The following is a 21,694-nucleotide window of genomic DNA, read 5'->3' as shown; positions in this document are numbered from 1 at the left end:
AGACGGGACGGCGCCATTTCCGGCTTGTGGTATGGAAGCTGGTATGGAACATAAGCTGGAGGGAGCCGGGGAGGCGGGACGCATGCTCTCAGCCGCCGAGGCGCATGAAGGGCAGGGCAAGGGTGCGGAGGATTTCCGCGCTCGCCCGCTGGCGATGCGCCGACAGAGCGGCGCGGGCGGCTTCCGCATCGCCCGTGGCGATCGCGCCGAGGATGCGGGCATGCTCCTCCGCCGATCCCTTCGGCTCCGGCCGGAGCGCGGCCGTGGCCAAACGCGCGCGCTGGGCGAGGTCGGCTGCCTCCTGTGCCAAGCGGGAGAGGCGCGCATTGCCGCAGCCCTGGATCAGCGCACGGTGGAACCGGTCATCCGCGGCCGCCCAGGCCTGGCGGTCGCCGTCACCGAGGGCGGCCCGCATGGCCTCTGTCGCCTCCGTCATAGCCGCGACGGCTTCCGGGTTGGGATGGTGGGCGAGCCGCGCGGCGGCCGCGCCCTCCAGCGCGATCAGGATTTCATAGGTCTCGGCCATCCCCGTCGGGTCGATGGGCCGCACGCGGACGCCGCGGCGCGGCTGCACTTCCAGGAACCCCTCGGACTGCAGGCGCAGCACGGCTTCATGCACCGGCGTGCGGCTCATGCCGAGCTGGGACGCGAGCTCGCCTTCGCTGGCCTGGTGGCCGGGCGGCAGGGTCATCTCGAGCAGCCGCGCGCGCAGGGCACGATAGGCGGATTCACCGAGGCTCGTGCGCGGGGTCGCGTCCGGGTCGTCACTCATCGGGCCCGGCATGCCAGCCGGCGCCCGATTTTCCAACAGGCAAGGACGAGTCCCTACAACCATGCGCCGCCATCGCATCGCCGCCATTCCCGCCGACGGCGTCGGCAAGGAGGTCATTCCCGCCGGGCTGCGGGTGCTGGAAGCGCTCGCCCGACGCGACGGGGGCTTCGCGCTGGATGTCGAGACGCTGCCCTGGGGCAGCGACTACTACCGCCAGACCGGCGTGATGATGCCCGAGGACGGGCTGGAGACGCTGCGCGGCTTCGACGCCATCTATTTCGGCGCGGTGGGCGACCCGGACCTGCCCGACAGCGTCACGCTCTGGGGCCTTCGGCTGAAGATCTGCCAGGGCTTCGACCAGTACGCGAATATCCGCCCGACGCGCGTGCTGCCGGGGCTGACGAGCCCGCTGCGGCAGGTGGAGCCCGGCGACATCGACTGGGTGATCGTGCGCGAGAACTCCGAGGGCGAGTATGCCGGTCATGGCGGCCGCGCCCATCGCGGCCATCCGGAGGAGGTGGCGACCGAGACCTCCATCTTCACCCGCGCCGGCGTGGAGCGGATCATGCGGGTGGCCTTCGACATCGCACGGAGCCGCCCGCGCAAGCTGCTGACGGTGGTGACGAAGTCCAATGCGCAGAAGCACGGCATGGTCATGTGGGACGACATCGCGGCCGAGGTGGCGAAGAACTACCCGGACGTGACCGTGGAGAAGGAGCTGGTCGATGCCATGGCCGCGCGGATGGTGAGGAAGCCCGCGAGCATCGACACGGTGGTGGCGACCAACCTGCACGCGGACATCCTGTCGGACCTGGCCGGGGCGGTGGCGGGCTCGCTCGGTGTCGCGCCGACGGCCAATCTCGATCCCTCGCGCCGCGCGCCCTCCATGTTCGAGCCGATCCATGGCTCGGCCTTCGACATCATGGGCAAGGGCATCGCCAATCCGGTGGCCACCTTCTGGACCGGGGCGATGATGCTGGAGCAGCTGGGCGAGGACGCGGCGGCGAAGGCGCTGATGCGCGCGGTGGAGCAGGTTTGCGCGGATGGCGTGTTCACCGCCGATCTCGGCGGCACGGCCGATACCGAAACCGTGACGCGCGCGGTGATCGCCGCGATCGAGGGAGCGAACGCGCCGGCCTGAATTCCGTGCGAGGCTGAACCCAACAAAAGGAGGAAACGTCCCATGTCCAAGCTGTTCCGCCGCGCGATCCTCGCGGCCGCCCTTGCCGTCTCCGCCGCGCCCGCCATGGCGCAACCCTTCCCGAGCCGCCCCTTGACGGTGGTGGTGCCCTTCGCGGCGGGCGGGCCGACCGATGTGATCGCGCGGCTGGTCGCGGAGGGCATGGCGAAGGACCTTGGCCAGCCCGTGGTGGTGGAGAACGTCACCGGCGCCGGCGGCACCATCGCCGCCGCGCGCGTGGCGCAGGCCCGGCCGGATGGGCATATGCTGCTCGTGCACCATATCGGCCATGCCACCGCCGCCACGCTGTACCGGCAGCTTCCGTACAACGTCGAGACCTCCCTCGCGCCGCTCGGCCTCGTCTCCGACGCGGCGATGACGATCGTCGCGCGGCCGGACTTTCCCGCGGCCGACCTGCCCGCCTTCATCGCCGCGCTGAAGGCACAGGGCGACGGGCTGAACCTGGCGCATTCGGGGCTGGGCGGCGCGAACCAGCTCTGCGGCATGCTGGTGCAACAGGCGGCCGGCCGCGCACTGACCACCGTGGTGTTCCGCGGCTCGGCGCCCGCGCTCCAGGAGATGATGGCGGGCCGCATCGACGTGTTCTGCGACCAAGCCACCAACACCGCGCCCTTCATCCGGGACAACCGCATCAAGGCCTATGCCGTGACGCTGGACCGGCGGGTGGAGGGGCTGAACCTGCCGACCACCGCCGAGGCGGGCGCGCCGGGGATTGCGATGAGCACCTGGCACGGGGTCTATGCCCCCGCCGGCACACCCGAGGCGGTGCAGGAGCGGCTGGCGACGGCGATCCGCGCGGCGCTGCGGGAGGAGCGGCTGCGGGCGCGCTTCGCCGACCTGGTGACGGAGGTGGCGACGGCGGAGCAGGCGACGCCGGCGGCGCACCGCCGGCACCTGGCGGCGGAGGTCGCGCGCTGGCGGCCGATCATCCAGTCCGCCGGAGTCTATGCAGATTAGGCGGTGATCCCCTGGCGCTTTGGTTCTGATCTGCTGGTTTGTCCCGGGGAGAGGAAGAATTCCTTCTTCCTCTCCCCGGGGACAGACCGACAGGTTCGAACACCGGCCCGCCCCCCCCCGGGATGGCGCGGCGCGGCCGGTGCCACCATCTTGGGCATCCGTTCGTTCAACCCGCTGAGGGAAGGGGCCCCATGACCGAGATCGACGACAAGACCCGCACGGAGCTGGAGGCAGCGGCCTTCCGCCGGCTGGTGCAGCACCTGCGCGAGCGGACCGACGTGCAGAACATCGACATGATGAACCTGGCCGGCTTCTGCCGGAACTGCCTGAGCCGCTGGTACCGCGAGGAGGCGGAGGCGCAGGGCATCGCGCTGCCGGACGCGGAGGCGCGGGAGATCATCTATGGCATGCCCTACAAGGAGTGGCAGGCGAAGCACCAGCGCGAGGCGGCGCCGGAGCAAAAGGCGGCCTTCGCCGCGGCCAATCCGGGGCACTGAGCGCGCGTGTCCGCCGTGATCGCCAGCCTGTTCCTGCCGCTGGACCAGGTGTTCGACCGGGGCTTCCGGGGCCCGCTGCTCAAGGGGATGCTCGGGGCGCTGCTGTCGCTTGCCGGGCTGATCGCGCTGGCCGGCTGGGCGATGGACGCGCTGGCCGGGGGCACGGGGTGGCTGGCGACCGCGGCTGGCGTGCTGGGAGGCGTCGCGGGGCTCTTCGCGGCCTTCTGGCTCTTCGTACCCTTCGCCCTGGCCATCGCTGGGCTGTTCCTGGACGAGACGGCCGCGGCGGTGGAGCGGCGGCATTATCCCGGCCTGCCGCCCGCTCAGGGCGCCTCGCTGGCCGCGCAGGGCGTGTTCAACGTCACCCTGGCGCTGAAGGTGCTGGGGCTGAATCTCGTGCTGCTGCCGGTGGCGCTGCTCCTGCCCCTTCTCGGCGGCGCGCTGCTCTGGATGGTGGCCGCGGTCTCCCTCGGGCATGGGCTGTTCGAGGGGGTGGCGCAGCGGCGGATGGGCGTCGCCCAGGCCCGGCTGCTGCGGAAGCGGCGGGAGTTCTCGGTTCTCGCGGTGGGGGGCGTGATGGCGCTTCTCGCCCTGGTGCCGTTGGCCAACCTGCTGGTGCCCGTGCTGGGCACGGCGGCCATGACCCATCTGCTGCATCGGGGCGCCGACGGCCCCGTGGCATGACGGCCACGCCGTTCCTGAGGGGTTCTCCCCTCACGCGTCAAGGCATTGAGGCGGGCAGGGCGGAAGGGGTATGACCCGCGGCTCCGCCCGAGGGGGGCAGGGGTGACGAGCGGAGGACCGGGACATCGCGGGCCTGCCGTGCCGCATGCCCGCCGCCGCACCCCTTCATCGACTTCCGACCCTACGCACCGAGAGATCCATGTCCGACGTACCCTTCGACATCGACGATGAGGCTGCCGCGAGCCGCGCCAGGCAAGAGGCCGATCCGGACCCGGATGTGGGCGGAATCGCGGCCGATCGCCTCCGCTCGATCATCGAGCGCGTTGAGCGTCTGGAAGAGGAGCGCAAGGCCTTGGCCGACGACATCAAGGACATCTTCGCCGAGGGGAAGAGCGCCGGCTTCGACGTGAAGGTGATCCGCCAGATCATCCGCATCCGCAAGCAGGAGCCGGCCGAGGTGGAGGAGCAGGAGACGCTGCTCGACCTCTATCGCCGCGCCCTGGGGATGTGAGGCGCTTGGCCGGCCGCGCGGCCCTGTTGGCGCTGCCTGCCCTGGTCATCCTGGCCGGGGCGGCCGGGGCGGCGGAGCGCCGCTGCGGCTGGCTGTGGAACCCGACCCCCGGGAATTTCTGGCTGGAGGACCGCGACGGCCGCTGGGTCCTCTCCGCGATGGGGGCGGTGGCCGTGCCGGGGATGGACAGCATCCCCGACATGACCGTCCGCGGCTGGGTGGCGACCAATGGCGCCTATGGCTATGGCTGCGCCTGCCTGGTGGTGGAGGCGGACCGGACCGGGCGGCGCGTGCGGCGGCTCATCTCCGCCGAGCCGCTGCCGCTCTCGCGCTGCCAGGAGGATCCGTCCCTGCCGCCGCCACGCGGCTAGGATCCCGTGCCGGCCATGATGCGCCCTTGCGGTGCACCCATGGCTCGCCTGGAGCCTCCGCGAGGTGTGACGGGCCGGACGCGATTGCCGGATTCCAGAATAGAATGATCGGTGGCGTGGGCGTTGTGGCTGAATCCCACGCGCCCTAGCCTTCCGCGTGGCGCTTTTTCGGCGTCAGTCGAGAAGGAATGCCATGCTTCGCCGTCTCTTTCCGTGTGTTGCCCTGCTCGCGCTCGGGGGCTGCGTGCAGCCCGAGCCGCAGGTCGTGTATGTCCAGGCCGCTCCACGCGTCGGATGCGACACGCGCTTCAATGTCGTGAACCAGTCCTCCTACACGGTCGAGCAGCTCTATTTCAGCTCCTCCTCGCTCGGGAGCTGGGGCAACGACCAGCTCGGGCGAAACGTGCTGCCGCCGGGCCGGGCGACCTCCTATCAGGCCGCGAACCAGGGCGCCTATGATTTCCGGGTCGTCTGGGGGAATGGCCGCGCCGCCGAGCTTCGCGGCATCAATGTCTGCGTCGCCAGCACGATCACCATCACCAATTCCGGGCTGAAGGCGAGCTAGCGTCCAGCCCGGCGCGGCGGGGCTCCTTCCCCGCCGCCCGATCGGACGCGGCGTGCTCAATACAGGTCGTCGATCGCCGCCGCATTGCGCTCGAGGACGATGCGGCGCTTGACCTTCATCGTGGGGGTGAGGGTGCCGTCCTCTACTGTGAAGGGCGGCACGGTGGCCCATTTGCGGATGCGCTCCGGGCCGGAGAGCTTGCCGTTGATGCGCTGGACGGCCTTTTCGGCCGAGGCGCCCTCGGCGGGTACCACCAGGGCGACGATGCCCGGCCTGCCCTCTCCGGCCACGACGGCCTGAGCGATCTCGGGCTCCGCCATCAGGAGCGTCTCGATCCGGGCGGGGCTGACCATGTCACCGCCCAGGGTCTTGATGAAGTCCTTCTTCCGGTCGGTGATGGTGATACGGCCGGCTTCGTCGATGCGGCCGACATCGCCGGTGTGCAGCCAGGGCTCGCTCTCGCCGGGTGGGGTGCTGAGGGCGCGCGCGGTGGAGTCCGGATCGGCCCAGTAGCCGTCCATCACCAGAGGGCCGCGGAGGAGGAGCTCGCCATCCTCGGCGATGCGGGCCTGCACCCCCTTCACCGGGGCGCCCACCGTGCGGCGGTGATTGTCCCAGGGCAGGTTGACCGAGACCACAGGCCCGGCCTCGGTCTGCCCGTAGCCCTGCAGCACCGTGACCCCGAGCGCCAGGAAGAAGCCGGAGAGGTCCGGATCCAGCCGCGCGCCGCCGGAGACCATGGCGACGAGCCTCGGGCCGAAGCGGGCGCGGACCTTTGCGCGGACCAGCCGCTCCAGCACCGCATCCTCCAAGCGCTCCAGCAGGCCCAGGGGCGGGCCGTCCATCTTGCGGAGGCCGAGCGTGACGGCGCGCTCGAAGAGCTTGCGTTTCCAGGGTTTCTCCTTCTCCAGCCCGGCCAGGATGCGGCCACGCAGCACCTCGAACAGGCGGGGCACCGCGGTGATGATGGAAGGCCCGATCTCCTGGAACTCCGCCGCCAGCCGCTCGGCGCCGCGGGAGAAGACCACCTCGATGCCGCAGGCCGGGAAGAGGAAGCCGCCGACCGTGTGCTCATAGGCATGGGAGAGAGGCAGGAAGGAGAGATAGCAGGCCCCCGACCACTCCAGCCCGAGGCGGCGGAGGAAGGGGCGCACCCCTTCCGTATTCGCCAGCATGGCGCGATGCGGAAGCATCACGCCCTTGGGCAGGCCGCCCGTGCCCGAGGTGTAGATGAGGCAGGCGAGCCGCCCCTCCGGGATGTGCTGCACCTCGGCGACCAGCATGGCGAGGTCTCCGGGCGTGGCGGCGAGGCTGGGCCAGGGGATGGTTCCCTTGGCCTCCTCCATGCAGATCAGTAGATCGAGGCCATCCGGGCCCGCGGCCTCGTGCAGGCGTTCGGCGAGCCGCGCCGTGCTGGCGATCGCGGCGCGGGCGCCGCTGTCGCGCAGGATATGGGCGTGATCGGAGACCGTGTTGGTGGTGTAGGTGGGCACCGTGACGGCGCCGACGGCCATGATGGCGGTGTCGGCGACGAGGAATTCCGGCCGGCTGTCGCTGACCAGCACCACCCGGTCCCCGGGGGAGACGCCCTGGGCCCTCAGCCCGGCGGCGACATTCGCGACCGCCAGCGCGAAATCCCGCCACGTGGTGCGTCGCCAGGCACCGCCCTGCCAGTGGCGGATCATGGGCTGGTCGGGGTTGCGGGCCGCCAGGCCCAGCATCATCCCCGGCAGACTGCTCCAGCGTGCCGTGTCCTCGTTCATTCCGCTCCCTTGCGCCCGCTTTGCGCCATCCGCCCCGGGGCGGCCTTGGCTCGCCCTCTCAGGGGCTTATATCGGGAGGGCGAATCCCGATTCCACAAGGCACTTCGTCCGAATGACACTGACCCAGCCGCTGCCCCTGCGTGACACCGAGGCCCGGATCGGGGGCATCCCGGCGGGAGAGGCGCTTCCGGAATGGGATCTGCGGGACCTCTATGCCCGCCCGGACGACCCGAAGCTGCTGGGCGACCTGGATGCGGCCGAGGCCTCCGCTCGGGCCTTCGAGGGGAGCTATTCGGGCAAGCTCGCCTCCCTCTCCGGCGACGCGCTGGAGGCGGCGCTCCGCGAATACGAGCGGATCGAGGAGGTGCTGGGGCGGGTGATGTCCTATGCGCAGCTGCTGTTCAGCGGCGATGCGCAGAATGCCGACAACGGCCGCTTCTACCAGACCATGCAGGAGCGGGTGACGGTCATCGGCAGCCACCTGCTGTTCTTCACCCTGGAGCTGAACCGGCTGGACGACACGCTGCTGGAGGGGCGGATCGCCTCCTCCGCCGCCCTGGCGCGCTGGCGGCCCTGGCTGCGGGACCTTCGGGTGTTCCGCCCGCACCAGCTGTCCGACGAGGCGGAGAAGCTGCTGCACGAGAAGGAGGTGACCGGCCGCTCGGCCTGGAACCGGCTGTTCGATGAGACGATCGCCCATATGCGCGTGTCGGTCGCGCGCGAGGGCAAGGCGGAGGAGCTGACCGTCTCCGCGGCGCTCAATCTCCTCTCGAACCCCCACCGAGCGACTCGCGAAGCGGCGGCGGCAGGCATCTCGAAGGCCTTCGGCGAGAATGTCCGGCTCTTCTCCCTCATCACCAACACACTGGCCAAGGACAAGGAGATCATCGACGGCTGGCGGAACTACCCGCGGCCCGGCACCTCCCGCAACCGCGCCAACATGGTCGAGGACGAGGTGGTCGATGCGCTCGTCTCGGCTGTCGTCGAGAGCTTCCCGCGCCTGTCGCACCGCTACTACGCCATGAAGGCCAAGTGGCTCGGGCTGGACCGCATGAAGCACTGGGACCGCAACGCGCCGCTGCCGGGTGACGTGGACCGCAGCATCCCCTGGAGCGATGCGCGGGAGCAGGTGCTGGCCGCCTATCACGCTTTCAGCCCGGATCTGGCCGCGCTGGGGCGGGATTTCTTCGAGAAGCCCTGGATCGACGCCGCGCTGCGCCCGGGCAAGGCGAGCGGCGCCTTCGCCCACCCCACGGTGCCCTCGGCCCATCCGTATCTGCTGGTGAACTACCACGGCAAGGCGCGGGACGTGATGACGCTGGCGCATGAGCTGGGCCATGGCGTGCACCAGCGGCTGGCGGCGAAGCAGGGCTACCTGATGTCCGGCACGCCGCTGACCCTGGCGGAGACGGCGAGCGTCTTTGGCGAGATGCTGACCTTCCGCGCGATGCTGAACGCCGAGACGGACCCGGCGCGGCGGCGGCTGATGCTGGCCTCCAAGGTGGAGGACATGCTGAACACGGTGGTGCGGCAGATCGCCTTCTACCGCTTTGAGACGCTGCTGCATGACGAGCGGCGGCAGGGCGAGCTCTCCTCCGACCGGATCGCCGAGATCTGGATGCAGGTGCAGCGCGAGAGCCTGGGCCCTGCCTTCGACTTCACGCCGGATTACGGGGTGTACTGGTCCTACATCCCGCATTTCATCCATACGCCCTTCTACGTGTACGCCTATGCCTTCGGGGATTGCCTGGTGAACGCGCTGTACGGGGTGTACCAGGACGGGCAGGTGCCGAACTTCGAGGCCAAGTATCTCGACCTCCTGCGCGCGGGCGGGACGCTGCGGCACAAGGAGCTGCTGGCGCCCTTCGGCCTGGATGCCTCCGACCCCCGCTTCTGGAAGCGCGGGCTGGACGTGATCGCGGGCTTCATCGACGAGCTCGAAGCCGCACCGGGGCGCGCCGATGGCTGAGCGGGAGAACACGCTGTTCGGCGAGATCCGCCGGATGGCGCGCACCTCGGGCGCGGTGGGCGGGATCGCGGCGCGGGTGGCGGGAGAGCGTTTCCTCGGCATCAAGACCGACAAGGCGGCCCATGCGGAGGACCTCAAATCCATCCTCGGCGGGCTGAAGGGCCCGCTGATGAAGGTGGCGCAGTTCCTCTCCACCGTGCCGAACGCGCTGCCGGAGGAATATGCGCAGCAGCTCGCCTCGCTGCAGGCCAATGCGCCGCCCATGGGCTGGGCCTTCGTGCGCCGGCGCATGGGCACGGAGCTTGGCCCAGCCTGGGAAACCAATTTCAAGGAGTTCGGCCGCGAGGCGGCGGCCGCGGCCTCGCTGGGACAGGTGCATCGCGCCCTGCTGCCGGATGGCACCCGCGTGGCCTGCAAGCTGCAGTACCCGGACATGCCAAGCGTGGTGGAAGCGGACCTTCGCCAGCTCCGGATGGCGATGGGCCTCTATGCGCGGATGGACAACACCATCCAGCACGACGACGTTTATGAGGAGCTGCGCGAGCGGCTGCGCGAGGAGCTGGACTACGAGCGCGAGGCCGCGCAGATGCGGATGTACGGCATCATGCTGCGCGACGTGGCGCAGGTGCATGTTCCCTCGCCGGTCCAGGCGCTGACGACGAAGCGGCTGCTCACCATGACCTGGCTGGAGGGGCGCTCCATCCTCGCGCGGCTGGAGGAGAACCCGTCGCTGGAAGAGCGGAACGCCTATGCCAAGGCGCTGTTCCACGCCTGGTACGTCCCGCTCTATCGCTACGGCGTCATCCATGGCGACCCGCATCTGGGGAACTACCAGGTGCGCCAGCCCGGGCCTGACGGGGAAGGCGGGATCAATCTCCTCGACTTCGGCGCGATCCGCGTCTTCCCGCCGCGCTTCATCACCGGAACGCTCACCCTCTACGAGGCGGTGCGCGACGAGGACCGGGACAAGGCGGCCCATGCCTTTGAGCTCTGGGGCTTCAAGGATCTCAAGCGCGAGACGATGGAGGTGCTGCTGCGCTGGGCACGCTTCCTCTACGAGCCGTTGCTGGAAGACCGGGTGCGGCCTGTGCAGGAGACCAACGACCCGCAATTCGGGCGCAAGGTGGCCGAGGAGGTTCATGCCGGGTTGAAGCGCGTGGGAGGCGTGCGGCCCCCGCGGGAATTCGTGCTGATGGACCGCGCGGCGGTGGGGCTGGGCAGCGTGTTCCTCCGCCTCAAGGCCGAGATGAACTGGCACAACCTGTTCCACGAACTCATCGACGACTACCGCGAGGCGGACCTCGCCGCGCGCCAGGCGGCCGCGCTGGCCGATGCGGGCGTGCCGCCGACGGAGACGCCGGCGGTCTGATACCTTCCGGGCTTGTTCTGGGCTGGTGGTCTGTCCCGGGGAGAGGAAGAAGGAATTCTTCCTCTCCCCGGACCCGTCGAAGGCAGTGCCTTCGACCATCACCTTCTTTTGGAAGTTTGGAATCACTCGGCTGCCGGTGCGCCTGAGGTCTCAGACCTCAGGCGACTGCAAAGGCAGGAAGGGCACCTCGAAACCAAAGACCCCGCCGGTCAACGGTATCCACGGCAGTCAGACGGGGTTCCAAGGGCCTCAGGCCCTTGGCGGGTGAGGTCCGGAGAGGGCGGAGCCCTCTCCGGGAGGCCCCGCCCAGCCAAGGCATCTCAGCCGGGGTGGAGGGTTTCGGTCAGAGTGGTTCGGGGCGCGTTGCGGAGGTCGTGGCGCATGGTTTCCTCCTCCGTCCAGCGCTGTGCCGCGGGAATACGGATGGCCTCGCAGCGCAGGGTGAGACTGTCCTCCCGGAAGGGCCAGGGAGAGAGGGACCACGGGCCTTCGCCGCTGCGGGCCAGCTCCAGCCGGGCCCGGCCGCCGTCGATCGTCGGAGCTTCCGGGGCGAAGAGTGGGCGGCCGAAGCAGAGGGCGAGGGAGAGCGCGTCCGTTGCGGCGATGAGGGCGGAATTGGACTCCACCAGGGCCGGATCGGCACCCAGCGCCTCGGCCCAGGCGGTCTGCAGGGTGGATTGCTCCGCCTGGTAGTGCTCCGTGGCCGTCCGGTCGGCTGCGGTTTCGCGGTCGGGATTGGCGTAGCGCGTGTAGATGAGCGTGCCGTGGCGGGAGATGAGCAGGGCCGGCCAGTGGCCCCAGGCGGCACGGGCGAGCTCGACCCCGCGGGCCCACATCGGCGCGTGGGTGGCCGCGCCGAGCGCCATGAAGCTGTGGGGCAGGCCGGTTTCCGGATCGAGGGTTGGCGCGGCTTCCCAGGGCATCCAGGCGATGTCGTGCTGGGACGCAGCGAGGATGACCTCAGGCGCGGGCTCCGGGCCGGCGAAGCCCGGGGCGCCCCAGGCAGCCAGCATCTGGCCCGAGAGCAGCGCATGGGCGGGCTGGGGGATGAGGAGGCGCGCGCCATCCTCCGGGTCGCGCAGGATCATGCCGGGATAACGCGGAAGTGCCCTGTGGGTGGCGGTCTCGCCCTGCGCCATTTTCTTGCGGGTGGCGGCGCCGGAGCAGGGCTGGATTGCGCCGGGCGCGCGGCGCACGCAATCGGATGAGGCTTGCGCCATTCTGAACCTGCCGCAATCCTCGCGCCCGGACGAGGGACGACGGAAACAATGATGCGGCTTGCCGTTTTGAAGGAGCGCCGGGCGGATGAAGCCCGCGTGGCCGCGACGCCGGAGACGGCTAAGAAGCTGATCGCGATGGGCTGCCAGGTGGCGGTAGAGAGCGGGGCCGGCCTGTCCGCCGGCTATCCTGACGCCGCCTATGCCGAGGCAGGCGCCGAGCTGGCGCCGGATGCGGGCGCGGCGCTGGCCGGCGCCGCCATCGTGCTGAAGGTCCGCGCGCCGCTGGCGGCCGGGGAGGGGACCCTGGACGAGCTGGCGCTGATCCCCCGCGGTGCGCTGGTGATCGGGACGATGGGCGCCGACAAGGATGCTGCCGGCCGGTACGCGGCGGCGGGCGTCGATGCGGCCGCGATGGAGATGCTGCCGCGAATCACGCGGGCGCAGAGCATGGACGTGCTCTCCTCCCAGGCCAATCTCGCCGGCTACCGCGCGGTGGTGGAGGCGGCAGGTGCCTTCGACCGCGCCTTTCCCATGCTGATGACGGCCGCCGGCACCATCCCGGCCGCAAATGTGCTCGTGATGGGGGCGGGCGTGGCCGGGCTGCAGGCCATTGCCACGGCACGCCGGCTGGGCGGGCGTGTCTCCGCGACGGACGTGCGCCCGGCGGCGAAGGAGGAGATCAAGTCCCTCGGCGCCAGCTTCGTGGGCTACGAGGACGAGGAATCGAAGGCGGCCCAGACCTCGGGCGGCTACGCCAAGGCGATGAGCCCCGAATTCCTCGCCAAGCAGGCCGAGGTGGTGGCCGGTGCGATCGCGAAGATGGACATCGTGGTCTGCACCGCGCTCGTCCAGGGCCGGCGCGCGCCGACGCTGGTGACGGAGGCCATGGTGGCCTCCATGAAGCCGGGCTCGGTGATCGTGGACATCGCCTCCGACGCCGGCGGCAACTGCGCGCTGACGCAGCCCGGAGAGAAGGTGGTGACCCCGAATGGCGTGGTCATCCTGGGCTACCGCAACTGGCCCGCGCGCATCCCGGCGGCGGCCAGCAGCCTCTATACGCGCAACCTCCTGACCTTCCTGACCACCTTCTGGGACAAGGATTCCTCGAAGCCGGTGCTACCGGCGGAGGACGAGCTGGTGCGCGGCGTGATGCTGACGCGCGGCGGCCAGGTGGTGCATCCGAATTTCGTGGCCGGCTGAGGGAATCGAACCGATGAATGCTGAGGAACTCGCCCTCCGCGCCCAGGCCATGGCCGAACGCGCCATGGCCCTGGCCATGGAGGCACGCGCCGCGGCCGGAGAGGCCATGCCCGCCATCGAGCACGGGGCGGCCGCGGCCGAGCCCTTCCTGCTGCTGCTCACCATTTTCCTGCTGGCCTGCTTCGTCGGCTACCACGTGGTGTGGAGCGTGACGCCCGCGCTGCACTCCCCGCTGATGGGCGTGACCAACGCCATTTCCTCCGTGATCGTGGTGGGCGCCATGCTTGCTACGGGGCTCGGGGAGTCCTGGCTGGCCCAGGCCTTCGGCTTCCTGGCCGTGACCCTGGCCGCGGTGAACATCTTCGGCGGCTTCCTCGTGACCCGGCGAATGCTCGCCATGTTCCAGCGGAAGGGCTGAGACCGTGTCCCATACCCTTTCGACACTGGCCTATCTCGTCTCCTCGGTTCTTTTCATTCTGGCGCTGAAGGGGCTCTCCCACCCCTCCACCAGCCGGCGCGGCAACCTCATGGGCATGATCGGCATGGCGATCGCGATCCTCGCGACGCTGGCCACGCCCGGCATGCGCGCCGGCGGGATCGGGCTGATCATCGCGGGGCTGGCGATCGGCGGCGGGATCGGCGCCGTCATCGCCAACCGGATCCAGATGACCTCGCTGCCGCAGCTCGTCGCGGCCTTCCACTCGCTGGTGGGGCTTGCCGCGGTGTTCGTGGCGGCGGCGGCGCTCTATGCGCCGCAGAGCTTCGGCATCGGCACGCCCGGCAACATCCATGGGCAGTCGCTGGTGGAGATGTCGCTGGGCCTGGCCATCGGCGCCATCACCTTCTCGGGCTCGGTCATCGCCTTCGCCAAGCTGGATGGCCGCATGTCCGGCGCGCCGATCCTGTTCAAGGGCCAGCACCTGCTGAACGCCGCCCTGGGCGTGCTGCTGCTGGTGCTGATCGGCATCTTCGTGGCAACCGGCGGGCCGACCGGGCTGTTCTGGCTGATCGCCATTCTCTCCTTCGCGCTCGGCTTCCTGCTCATCATCCCGATCGGTGGCGCGGACATGCCGGTCGTCGTCTCGATGCTAAACAGCTACTCCGGCTGGGCGGCGGCGGGCATCGGCTTCACCATCGGCAACCTGCTGCTGATCGTCACCGGCGCGCTGGTGGGCGCCTCGGGCGCCATCCTGTCCTACATCATGTGCAAGGGGATGAACCGTTCCATCCTCAACGTGCTGCTCGGCGGCTTCGGGGCCGAGGCGGGCGGGGCGGCGGCGGCCGGTGGCCCGGCGCAGCCCGCGCGGCCGGTGAAGTCCGGCAGCCCGGAGGATGCGGCCTACATCATGAAGAATGCCGGCAAGGTCATCATCGTGCCCGGCTACGGCATGGCGGTGGCCCAGGCGCAGCAGGTGGTGCGGGAAATGGCGGACCTGCTGAAGAAGGAAGGCGCGACGGTGGAATACGCTATCCACCCCGTCGCTGGCCGCATGCCCGGCCATATGAACGTGCTGCTGGCCGAGGCCAACGTTCCCTATGACGACGTGCACGAGCTGGAGGAGATCAACCCCGAATTCGCCGAGGCGGACGTGGCCTATGTGATCGGCGCGAACGACGTGACGAACCCGGCGGCGAAGACTGACAAGACCTCCCCCATCTACGGCATGCCCATCCTCGACGTGGACAGGGCGAAGACGGTCTTCTTCGTGAAGCGCGGCATGTCCTCCGGCTATGCGGGCGTGGAGAACGAACTCTTCTTCCGCGACAACACGATGATGCTGTTCGGTGACGCGAAGAAGGTCACCCAGCAGATCGTCCAGGCGCTGCAGAAGTAGCTTGGGCGCGACAGAGCCCGTGGCGGGCGAAGGCCCGGCCGCCACGGCGCAGACGCGGCTCGCCGATCCCTTGGAGGCGCGGCTCGCCGCGATGGAGCGGCAGCTGCGCGACCTGCGGGCGGCGGTGATGCCGGCGCACTGGGCCTCGCTCGACCGGGTGGAGGCGCTGCTGCCGCCCGGTCGGCCGCTGCGCTGCCCGGTCTGTGAGCGCGTGGCGCCGCGCGACAGCCTCGAGATCCGCGTGGATCGGGACATGTTCGGCGGCGGGCGGCTGGAGCGCTACATCTGCGCGGGGTGCGGCTGCGGCTTCGGCCCGACCAAGGTGATGGAGGCGCCAGAGGCGCTGCTGAACGCGGACTACACCCTGCTCTACGAGGACTACCGCGAATCCGACGGGACGCAATCCGAGCTGCGGGCCTTCGGGATGCTCGGCGCCTTCTCCGGCCCGGTGCTGAACTGGGGTTGCGGCCGCTGGAGCCGCAGCATCCCCACCTTGCGGGCAGGGGGGCACGACGCCTGGGGCTACGAGCCGGCCGCGCCGCCGGAGGACGGCAGCTTCATCGTGGGCGCGCGGGGCGCGATCTCCCCCGTCTTCGGGGCGCTGTTCTCGAACAACGTGATCGAGCACATGGTCGATCCGCTGGCCGACTTCCGTTTCTTCCACAGCGTGCTGCGCCCGGGCGCGCGCATGGCCCACGCCTCGCCCTGCCACGACTGGCTCTACGCCCATACCCGCTTCCACGTCTTCTTCCCCATGGGCGACAGCCCGCGGGTGCTGGCGGAGCGGACAGGCTTCCGTGTCCTGGACCAGCAGCGCGAGGGCGAGTTCATCTGCACGGTGTATGAGCGGGTCTGATCCGGCGCCTCGAAGGAACCAGAGCTTCGGAGAGAGGGCTCCGCCCTCACCCGCCAAGGGCCTGAGGCCCTTGGAATCCCGTCTGACTGCCGTGGATACCCCGGATCCAAGGGGTCTCTGACTGAGGGGGACAGACCGTCAGCGCAGAACCGGCTTCCCGCACCATCAAACGGCGTTCAGACAGGCCTCACGTCGGCAAGGCGCTGTGCCACCTCCGCCTCCAGGCTTTCCAGCGTCGCGTCCCGCATCCCGTTCTTCCGCAGGGTGTCCGCCGCGTCGAGCAGATAGGCCGCGGCCGCGCCATTGGGCCCGATGCTGCGGGCAAGGCAGTCCGCCACCTCCCGCACCGGCTTCTCGCCGCAGCAGTGCGGGCTGTCCGGCCGGGTGACGAAGCACAGGGCGCGGATGGGCGCGCCGCCCGGGTCGCGGCTGGCGTGCATGGTCACTTCGACCCAGTGGGGTGTGTAGAAGCCCGGCCCCATCTCCTGCTTCCAGATGGGCCACAGGCGTTCCTCCACGTCGGGTCCGGGCAGGTGGAGGAGGAGCCCGGGGCAGGCCAGGGCGGGCGCCTCCTCCAACCCCAGGGTCAAGCCGGGCGAGGCGGGGGTGCCGCGGTCCTGGACATCGCGCAGCGTGTAGCGGCGGGCGAAGCCGGGCAGGCGGGCAGGGGTGACGATGTTCGGGCCGGCCGCATCGTGGTTCCACATCAGGGCGCCATAGGCGAAGACCCAGACACCAAGCTTCGGGTCCCGGCCATGCAGGAAGACCTGCATCTCGGCGCGCAGGCGCGGTTCGTCGGGTTGGGGGGCGGCGGGGCCGGGTGGGGGCGGGCGGACGGCCTGAGCGATCAGATCATGGGTGAGGCGGGGCATCACGGGGAGGAACGCGTGGGCCGGGCGAGGGCTGCGGTGCCATCCCTGCGTGACGGCTGGCATGGAGCGTGCTGCGATGAGGGCGAATCGGCAGGGCGGACGCGATGCGCAGACGGCAACTCCTCTCGGGCGCGGGAATGGCGGCGGCGGGGCTCGCGGCTCCGCGCCTCGGCGCCGCCCAGGGGGCGGCGGGCGCGCGGGTACTGAAGTTCATCCCGCAGGCGGATCTCTCCACCCTCGATCCCCATTGGAACACCGCCTACGTCACCCGCAACCACGGCTTCATGGTGTTCGACACGCTCTACGGCACGGATGCGGAGTATGCGCCCCGGCCGCAGATGGTGGAGGGCCATGTTGTCGAGGAGGACGGCCGGCGCTGGACGCTGACGCTGCGCGAGGGGCTGCGCTGGCATGATGGCGAGCCCGTGCTGGCGCGGGACTGCGTGGCCTCCATCCGCCGCTGGGCCAGCCGGGACGGCTTCGGGGCCACGCTGATGGCGGCGACCGAGGAACTCTCCGCCCCGGATGACCGGCGGCTCCTCTTCCGGCTGAAGAAGCCCTTCCCGATGCTGCCGAACGCGCTGGGCAAGTTCGGCGTCTACATGCCCGCGATGATGCCGGAGCGGCTGGCGCGCACCCCCGGCACGACGCAGGTGACGGAAATGGTGGGCTCCGGCCCCTTCCGCTTCCTGGCGGATGAGCGGATCTCCGGCGCACGCGCCGTCTATGCGCGGAACGAGCGCTATGTCCCGGCCCCGGGCGGCGCGCCGAGCGGCACGGCCGGGCCGAAGCTGGTGCATCTGGACCGGGTGGAGTGGCTGACCACCCCGGACCCCGCCACCGCGGCCAATGCGCTGATGGCCGGGGAGGTGGACTGGTGGGATTTCGCCACGCCGGACCTGCTGCCGCTGCTGCGGCGGAACAGGAACCTCACAGTGGGCGTGCTGGACAAGGCGGGATACTGCGCCAGCTTCCGGATGAACCACCTGCACCCGCCCTTCGACAACCCGCTGGTGCGGCGGGCCGTGCTGGGGGCGGTGAACCAGACGGATCTGATGATCGCCTGCGCCGGCAACGACCCCGCGATGTGGCGGGTGCCCGCCGGGGTGTTCACGCCAGGGAGCCCGCTGGCGAATGACATCGCCATGGATGTGCTGACCGGGCCGCGCGACCTGGAGCTCTCGAAGCGGGAGCTGGCGGCGGCGGGCTACAGGGGCGAGCCGGTCGTCTTCCTCGTGCCGACCGACCTGCCGCATGTGAATGCCATGAGCGAGGTCATGGCAGACACCCTTCGCAAAATGGGCATGAACGTGGACTACCAGGCGGTGGACTGGGGCACGGTGCTGACCCGGCGGGGCAGCAAGGCGGCGCCGGGGCAGGGGGGCTGGAGCGCCTTCGTGACCTTCAGCGCGGGAGCGGACAATGCGACCCCCGCCGCCAACACGCAGCTTCGGGCCAATGGCCAGGCCGGCTGGTTCGGCTGGCCGGATGACCCAGAGATCGAGACCCTGCGGGGCGAATGGTTTGATGCGCCGGACTTGCAGGTGCAGAAGACAGTCGCGGGGCGGATGCAGCGCCGGGCCTTCGAGACGGTGCCCTTCGCGCCGCTGGGACAGTATTTCCAGGCGACGGCCTACCGGAACACGTTGCGCGACGTGATTCCGAGCTTCGCGACTTTCTGGAACCTGAGCAAGCAGGGCTGAAGACGCGCCAAAGCCGCGGTTCGCAGGGGCTTGCCCCCGCGCCGCGGCCTCAGACGTCTTCGGTGCGCCTCCCCGTGAAGGGGAGGGCGGGGCTCAGAAGCCCTCGCGCTCCAGGCGCTTGCGCTCGACCTTGCGGGCGCGGCGAACGGCCTCGGCGGCCTCGCGGGCGCGGCGCTCGGAGGGCTTCTCAAAGTGCCGGCGCAGCTTCATCTCGCGGAAGACGCCTTCGCGCTGCAGCTTCTTCTTGAGCGCCTTCAGCGCCTGGTCGATGTTGTTGTCCCGAACGACGACTTGCACGCGGCAACGTCCTCCTTGCCAAGGGTGGGGGTTAGAGATGGGTAAACGGCCGGATGGACGAATCCATCCAGCGAAAGCCCGGCCGTTTAACATGGACGGGCCTCGTCGTGGAAGCCCGAAACGCCGAGGGGCGGGGCCTGGTGACGAATCCGGCCCATGCCCCAACATATCAGCCGGGGCGCGGTTGCCCCTAATGCCTTGCTGGAACCCGAATGGCCATTCTGAAGATCGCGCGGCTCGGCCATCCGGTGCTGCTACGCCGGGCAGAGCCCGTGGCGGACCCGACTTCCCCCGAGATGCGCCGGCTGGCGACCGACATGGCCGAGACGATGCTGGATGCGAATGGGCTGGGGCTGGCGGCGCCGCAGGTGCATGTGCCGCTGCGGATCTTCGTCATGCGGGACGGCCCGCAGGTCTTCGCCCTGTTCAACCCGGAGATCACGCCCCTTGGCGAGGAGCGCGAGGCGGGCTGGGAGGGCTGCCTCTCCATTCCCGGCCTGCGCGGCGAGGTCGGGCGGGCGGCGCGGATCGCCTGGAAGGGGCTGGATGCCGAGGGGCGGGCCGTCTCCGGTGAGGCGGAGGGAATGGCGGCCCGGGTGATGCAGCATGAATACGACCACCTGGAAGGGCTGCTCTATCCCATGCGGATGACGGATCTCTCGCGGCTGGGCTTTGTCGAGGAGCTGGCGCGCCACCAGGCCCAGGCCGGGAAGGAGGAGGCGCGGTGATCGAGCGCAGCCCGGAGCGGGACGCGGCCATCCTGGCGACCCTGCCGCATGTGGCACGGCTGGGCTGGACCGTGGCGGCGATGGAGGCCGGGCTGCGGAGCCTCGGCGAGGAGCCGGCGGCCCATCGCTGGCTCTTTCCCCGCGGGCCCGTGGGGGCCGTTGAGGCCTGGATCGACCTCTCCGACCGGCGGATGGAGGAGGCGGCCGCGCGGGAGGACCTGGCGGCCCTGCGCACGCCGCAGCGCATCCGGCGGCTGATCGCCCTCCGGCTGGAGGGGCTGGAGCCGCAACGGGAGGCGGTGCGCCGGGCGCTGGCCGTGCTCGCCCTGCCCTGGAACGCCGCGGTGGGCGCACGGACGCTGGCGCGCACGGCGGATGCGATCTGGGCGGCGGCCGGGGACAGCTCCGCCGATCTCTCCTGGTACACGCGCCGCGCCACGCTGGCCGGGATCTATGCCGCGACCCTGGCCTACTGGCTGCGGGAGCCGGGAGGTGTTCCGGCAGCGCTGGATTTCCTTGACAGGCGGCTGGCGGGCCTTGCCCGGATGCAGCGCCGGAAGCGCCCCGCGGCGGCCTGAGCCCACAAGCCCGGCCTTCCGCAGGCTGGCTGGCAGGGCGCGGCGAAGGCGCCCGGCGGCCTTGCCATGGCATTTCCGCCACGCCCCCTAAGCCTCTGACCGCGCTCGACCTCCTGCCCACAAAATGCCGCGTGCATCCGGGGCAGTGAAGGAATAGATGTTCGCCAGGGCGGAGGTGCCGCCCCTAACGCCTCGGGAGACCCCGGTTCAGATGTCGCCGATTCGCCTCTTTGCCGCCGGCCTCGTGGCCGCCGTTGCCGCGACCCCCGCCATTGCCCAGACCTGCCTTCGCCCGGCCGAGAAGGCCGCCTTCGAGGTGCGTTCGCTGCAGAGCCAGCTGATGGTCGCCGCCCTGCTCTGCAAGCAGGACGAGCAGTACAACGCCTTCGTGCGGCAGTTCCAGAGCCCGCTCGCCTCGGCTTGGGAGGGCATGTCCACCCATTACCGCCGCGCCAATGGCGCCGTCGGCGTGCGCCTGCGCGACAACTTCGTGACCGAGCTCGCCAATGTCCAGCAGATGGACAGCGGCCGCCAGGGCTCGCATTTCTGCCAGAACGTCTCCTCGCTCTTCACCGCCGCCATGGCGGCCCCGAAGACGACCGAGGGGCTGGCCAATCTGGCCGTGGCGAACAACCTCTCCAACCCGCATGGCCGCAGCGAGTGCGGCGCGGCCACCACCCCGGCCGCCCGCACGGCGCCGGAGCGGACGGAGCGCCGCACGGCCATCCGCCGGGTCTCGACCAACGCGCGCTGAACCCGCCGGGGTTTCGAGCTTACGAAGGGCGCCGCAAGGCGCCCTTCTTTGTTTCCGGGCCTGATCGCGGCTCCGGGGAGAGGTCCACCTCTCCCCGGAGCCGTTCTGCTTGGAGGGGTGGGGTTCAGCGCAGGCCGGCGACCTCGTTCAGCCGCTCGATCCCGCGATCGACCCGGCAGCTGTCCCACCGAAGGGTGCCTGGGCGGATGCCGCGGGCGCGGCAATCCGCATGGGCGGCCTGGAGGGCGGCCTCGGCGAGGCGGCGCTCAGGGGCGGCACGCTGCGGCGGAAGGAGGAGTTCAGGCGGGGTCTGGGCCTCGGCGCGGGCGAGATCCTCCTGGACCGGGCCGGGGCAGTCCGGGGTGAGGCCGGCACAGGCCTGGCGGGCGTCGCGCGCGGCCTGGAAGATGTGGAGATAGCCGGCCAGGCTCGGCTCTCGCGGTGCGGCCGGAGCCGCGCAGCCGGCCAGGGCGAGCAGGGCGAGCAGGGCGATCAGGATGCGCAGGGGCCGGACCCTCCTCTCGGCTCGTCATTGGCCGGGGAGGAGAACGCGGCAGGCGGGCTGCCGTCAAACTTCTTGCGGTGAAGAAAAGAAGAAGGGGCGGAGCCCTGCGGCTCCGCCCCTTCAAGTTCCTCGCGAGAGGCCCTGCGGGATTAGCGCAGGACGATCTCGACGCGGCGGTTCTGCGGCTCACGCACGCCATCGGCGGTCGGGACCAGCGGACGGCTCTCGCCGAAGGCCTGGATCGACATCTGGTTGCGGGCGATGCCACGGCGCGACAGCTCGGCGGCGACCGCCTCGGCGCGGCGCATGGAGAGGCGCTGGTTGTACTGCGGGGTGCCCGAGCGGTCGGCATGGCCGGCCACCTCGATGCGGGTCGTGCCGGTCGACGTCACGGCCTGGGCGGCGTCCGCGATGATCTGGCGGGCGCGGTCCGTCAGGTCGGCGCGGTCGAAGTCGAAGAAGACGAGGTAGGTGCGGGCCGGAGCCG

At 70.5% G+C, this 21,694-nt stretch carries 24 protein-coding genes; 18 read left to right on the top strand and 6 right to left on the bottom strand.

Features of this window, described 5'->3' with window-relative positions:
- Nucleotides 1-88: 88 nt before the first annotated feature.
- Nucleotides 89-772, bottom strand: a complete 684-nt coding sequence (locus BUB97_RS13560) for a GntR family transcriptional regulator (RefSeq protein ID WP_073135787.1) — start codon at nt 770-772, stop codon at nt 89-91.
- A gap of 61 nt (nt 773-833) precedes the next feature.
- Between BUB97_RS13560 and BUB97_RS13555 the strand changes: the two genes are divergently transcribed.
- From BUB97_RS13555 to BUB97_RS13525, 7 genes are all read left to right on the top strand, one after another.
- Complete coding sequence (locus BUB97_RS13555; protein ID WP_073135598.1) at nt 834-1,913, top strand: tartrate dehydrogenase; 1,080 nt, start codon at nt 834-836, stop codon at nt 1,911-1,913.
- A gap of 42 nt (nt 1,914-1,955) precedes the next feature.
- A complete protein-coding gene (locus tag BUB97_RS13550) occupies nt 1,956-2,930 on the top strand; it encodes a tripartite tricarboxylate transporter substrate-binding protein (RefSeq protein WP_073135596.1) in 975 nt (324 codons plus the stop codon).
- A gap of 191 nt (nt 2,931-3,121) precedes the next feature.
- A complete protein-coding gene (locus tag BUB97_RS13545; RefSeq protein ID WP_073135594.1) occupies nt 3,122-3,427 on the top strand; it encodes a DUF1244 domain-containing protein in 306 nt (101 codons plus the stop codon).
- Nucleotides 3,428-3,433: 6 nt separating this feature from the next.
- The gene (locus tag BUB97_RS13540) at nt 3,434-4,111 is read left to right on the top strand and encodes an EI24 domain-containing protein (protein WP_073135592.1); all 678 of its coding nucleotides are present in this window, start codon (nt 3,434-3,436) and stop codon (nt 4,109-4,111) included.
- A gap of 199 nt (nt 4,112-4,310) precedes the next feature.
- The gene (locus BUB97_RS13535; protein WP_073135590.1) at nt 4,311-4,622 is read left to right on the top strand and encodes a DUF2312 domain-containing protein; all 312 of its coding nucleotides are present in this window, start codon (nt 4,311-4,313) and stop codon (nt 4,620-4,622) included.
- A gap of 5 nt (nt 4,623-4,627) precedes the next feature.
- The gene (locus BUB97_RS13530; protein ID WP_073135588.1) at nt 4,628-4,993 is read left to right on the top strand and encodes a DUF4087 domain-containing protein; all 366 of its coding nucleotides are present in this window, start codon (nt 4,628-4,630) and stop codon (nt 4,991-4,993) included.
- A gap of 193 nt (nt 4,994-5,186) precedes the next feature.
- Entirely contained in the window at nt 5,187-5,558 is a 372-nt protein-coding gene (locus tag BUB97_RS13525; RefSeq protein WP_073135586.1) for a hypothetical protein, read from the top strand.
- 56 nt (nt 5,559-5,614) lie between these two features.
- On the opposite strand, the gene BUB97_RS13520 is transcribed toward BUB97_RS13525, so the two are convergent.
- Nucleotides 5,615-7,321, bottom strand: coding sequence for an AMP-dependent synthetase/ligase (locus BUB97_RS13520; RefSeq protein ID WP_073135583.1), 1,707 nt, complete (start codon nt 7,319-7,321; stop codon nt 5,615-5,617).
- 112 nt (nt 7,322-7,433) lie between these two features.
- Between BUB97_RS13520 and BUB97_RS13515 the strand changes: the two genes are divergently transcribed.
- Nucleotides 7,434-9,290, top strand: coding sequence for a M3 family oligoendopeptidase (locus BUB97_RS13515; RefSeq protein WP_073135579.1), 1,857 nt, complete (start codon nt 7,434-7,436; stop codon nt 9,288-9,290).
- Nucleotides 9,283-10,659 (top strand): ABC1 kinase family protein, encoded by a 1,377-nt coding sequence (locus BUB97_RS13510; protein ID WP_073135577.1) that lies wholly within the window; start codon nt 9,283-9,285, stop codon nt 10,657-10,659. The genes BUB97_RS13515 and BUB97_RS13510 overlap by 8 nt, the downstream gene beginning before the upstream one ends.
- A gap of 320 nt (nt 10,660-10,979) precedes the next feature.
- Here the strand turns inward: BUB97_RS13510 and BUB97_RS13505 are convergent, their stop codons facing one another.
- Nucleotides 10,980-11,879 (bottom strand): DUF3891 family protein, encoded by a 900-nt coding sequence (locus BUB97_RS13505; protein WP_073135574.1) that lies wholly within the window; start codon nt 11,877-11,879, stop codon nt 10,980-10,982.
- A 51-nt stretch (nt 11,880-11,930) separates the two neighbouring features.
- Between BUB97_RS13505 and BUB97_RS13500 the strand changes: the two genes are divergently transcribed.
- Genes BUB97_RS13500 through BUB97_RS13485 form a run of 4 tightly spaced genes read left to right on the top strand, consistent with a single transcriptional unit; the run spans nt 11,931 to nt 15,770 of the window.
- Complete coding sequence (locus tag BUB97_RS13500; RefSeq protein WP_175562629.1) at nt 11,931-13,079, top strand: Re/Si-specific NAD(P)(+) transhydrogenase subunit alpha; 1,149 nt, start codon at nt 11,931-11,933, stop codon at nt 13,077-13,079.
- Between the two features lie 13 nt (nt 13,080-13,092).
- Nucleotides 13,093-13,497, top strand: a complete 405-nt coding sequence (locus tag BUB97_RS13495; RefSeq protein ID WP_073135569.1) for an NAD(P) transhydrogenase subunit alpha part 2 — start codon at nt 13,093-13,095, stop codon at nt 13,495-13,497.
- Between the two features lie 4 nt (nt 13,498-13,501).
- Nucleotides 13,502-14,914 carry an NAD(P)(+) transhydrogenase (Re/Si-specific) subunit beta gene (locus tag BUB97_RS13490; protein ID WP_073135567.1) on the top strand — a complete coding sequence of 471 codons (1,413 nt, stop codon included), beginning with the start codon at nt 13,502-13,504 and terminating at the stop codon, nt 14,912-14,914.
- 1 nt (nt 14,915) lies between these two features.
- The gene (locus tag BUB97_RS13485; RefSeq protein ID WP_217659673.1) at nt 14,916-15,770 is read left to right on the top strand and encodes a class I SAM-dependent methyltransferase; all 855 of its coding nucleotides are present in this window, start codon (nt 14,916-14,918) and stop codon (nt 15,768-15,770) included.
- Nucleotides 15,771-15,946: 176 nt separating this feature from the next.
- Here the strand turns inward: BUB97_RS13485 and BUB97_RS13480 are convergent, their stop codons facing one another.
- Nucleotides 15,947-16,705, bottom strand: a complete 759-nt coding sequence (locus tag BUB97_RS13480; RefSeq protein ID WP_086062181.1) for a gamma-glutamylcyclotransferase — start codon at nt 16,703-16,705, stop codon at nt 15,947-15,949.
- 41 nt (nt 16,706-16,746) lie between these two features.
- Here BUB97_RS13480 and BUB97_RS13475 point away from each other — a divergent pair, with 41 nt between their 5' ends.
- Nucleotides 16,747-18,345, top strand: coding sequence for an ABC transporter substrate-binding protein (locus BUB97_RS13475; RefSeq protein ID WP_073135563.1), 1,599 nt, complete (start codon nt 16,747-16,749; stop codon nt 18,343-18,345).
- A 93-nt stretch (nt 18,346-18,438) separates the two neighbouring features.
- Here BUB97_RS13475 and rpsU read toward each other — a convergent pair whose 3' ends face one another.
- Nucleotides 18,439-18,642 carry a 30S ribosomal protein S21 gene (gene rpsU, locus BUB97_RS13470; RefSeq protein WP_043829268.1) on the bottom strand — a complete coding sequence of 68 codons (204 nt, stop codon included), beginning with the start codon at nt 18,640-18,642 and terminating at the stop codon, nt 18,439-18,441.
- Nucleotides 18,643-18,854: 212 nt separating this feature from the next.
- Here rpsU and def point away from each other — a divergent pair, with 212 nt between their 5' ends.
- The 4 genes from def to BUB97_RS26220 all read left to right on the top strand — a co-directional run bounded on the left by def (nt 18,855) and on the right by BUB97_RS26220 (nt 21,288).
- Nucleotides 18,855-19,370, top strand: coding sequence for a peptide deformylase (def, locus tag BUB97_RS13465; protein WP_073135561.1), 516 nt, complete (start codon nt 18,855-18,857; stop codon nt 19,368-19,370).
- The gene (locus tag BUB97_RS13460; protein WP_073135559.1) at nt 19,367-19,948 is read left to right on the top strand and encodes a COQ9 family protein; all 582 of its coding nucleotides are present in this window, start codon (nt 19,367-19,369) and stop codon (nt 19,946-19,948) included. Before def ends, BUB97_RS13460 begins: the two co-directional genes overlap by 4 nt.
- Nucleotides 19,949-20,159: 211 nt before the next feature.
- The gene (locus BUB97_RS13455) at nt 20,160-20,702 is read left to right on the top strand and encodes a hypothetical protein (RefSeq protein WP_073135557.1); all 543 of its coding nucleotides are present in this window, start codon (nt 20,160-20,162) and stop codon (nt 20,700-20,702) included.
- Between the two features lie 109 nt (nt 20,703-20,811).
- Entirely contained in the window at nt 20,812-21,288 is a 477-nt protein-coding gene (locus BUB97_RS26220; protein WP_073135555.1) for a hypothetical protein, read from the top strand.
- Nucleotides 21,289-21,356: 68 nt separating this feature from the next.
- Here the strand turns inward: BUB97_RS26220 and BUB97_RS13445 are convergent.
- On the bottom strand, nt 21,357-21,694 hold a 338-nt coding region (locus BUB97_RS13445; protein WP_139281343.1), incomplete at its 5' end, for an OmpA family protein.

It is taken from the genome of Muricoccus roseus, assembly GCF_900141905.1.
Classification (GTDB): Bacteria; Pseudomonadota; Alphaproteobacteria; order Acetobacterales; family Acetobacteraceae; genus Roseomonas; species Roseomonas rosea.
The sequence above is the reverse complement of the archived record's forward strand: the minus strand, read 5'-3'. Positions and strand labels throughout refer to the sequence as shown.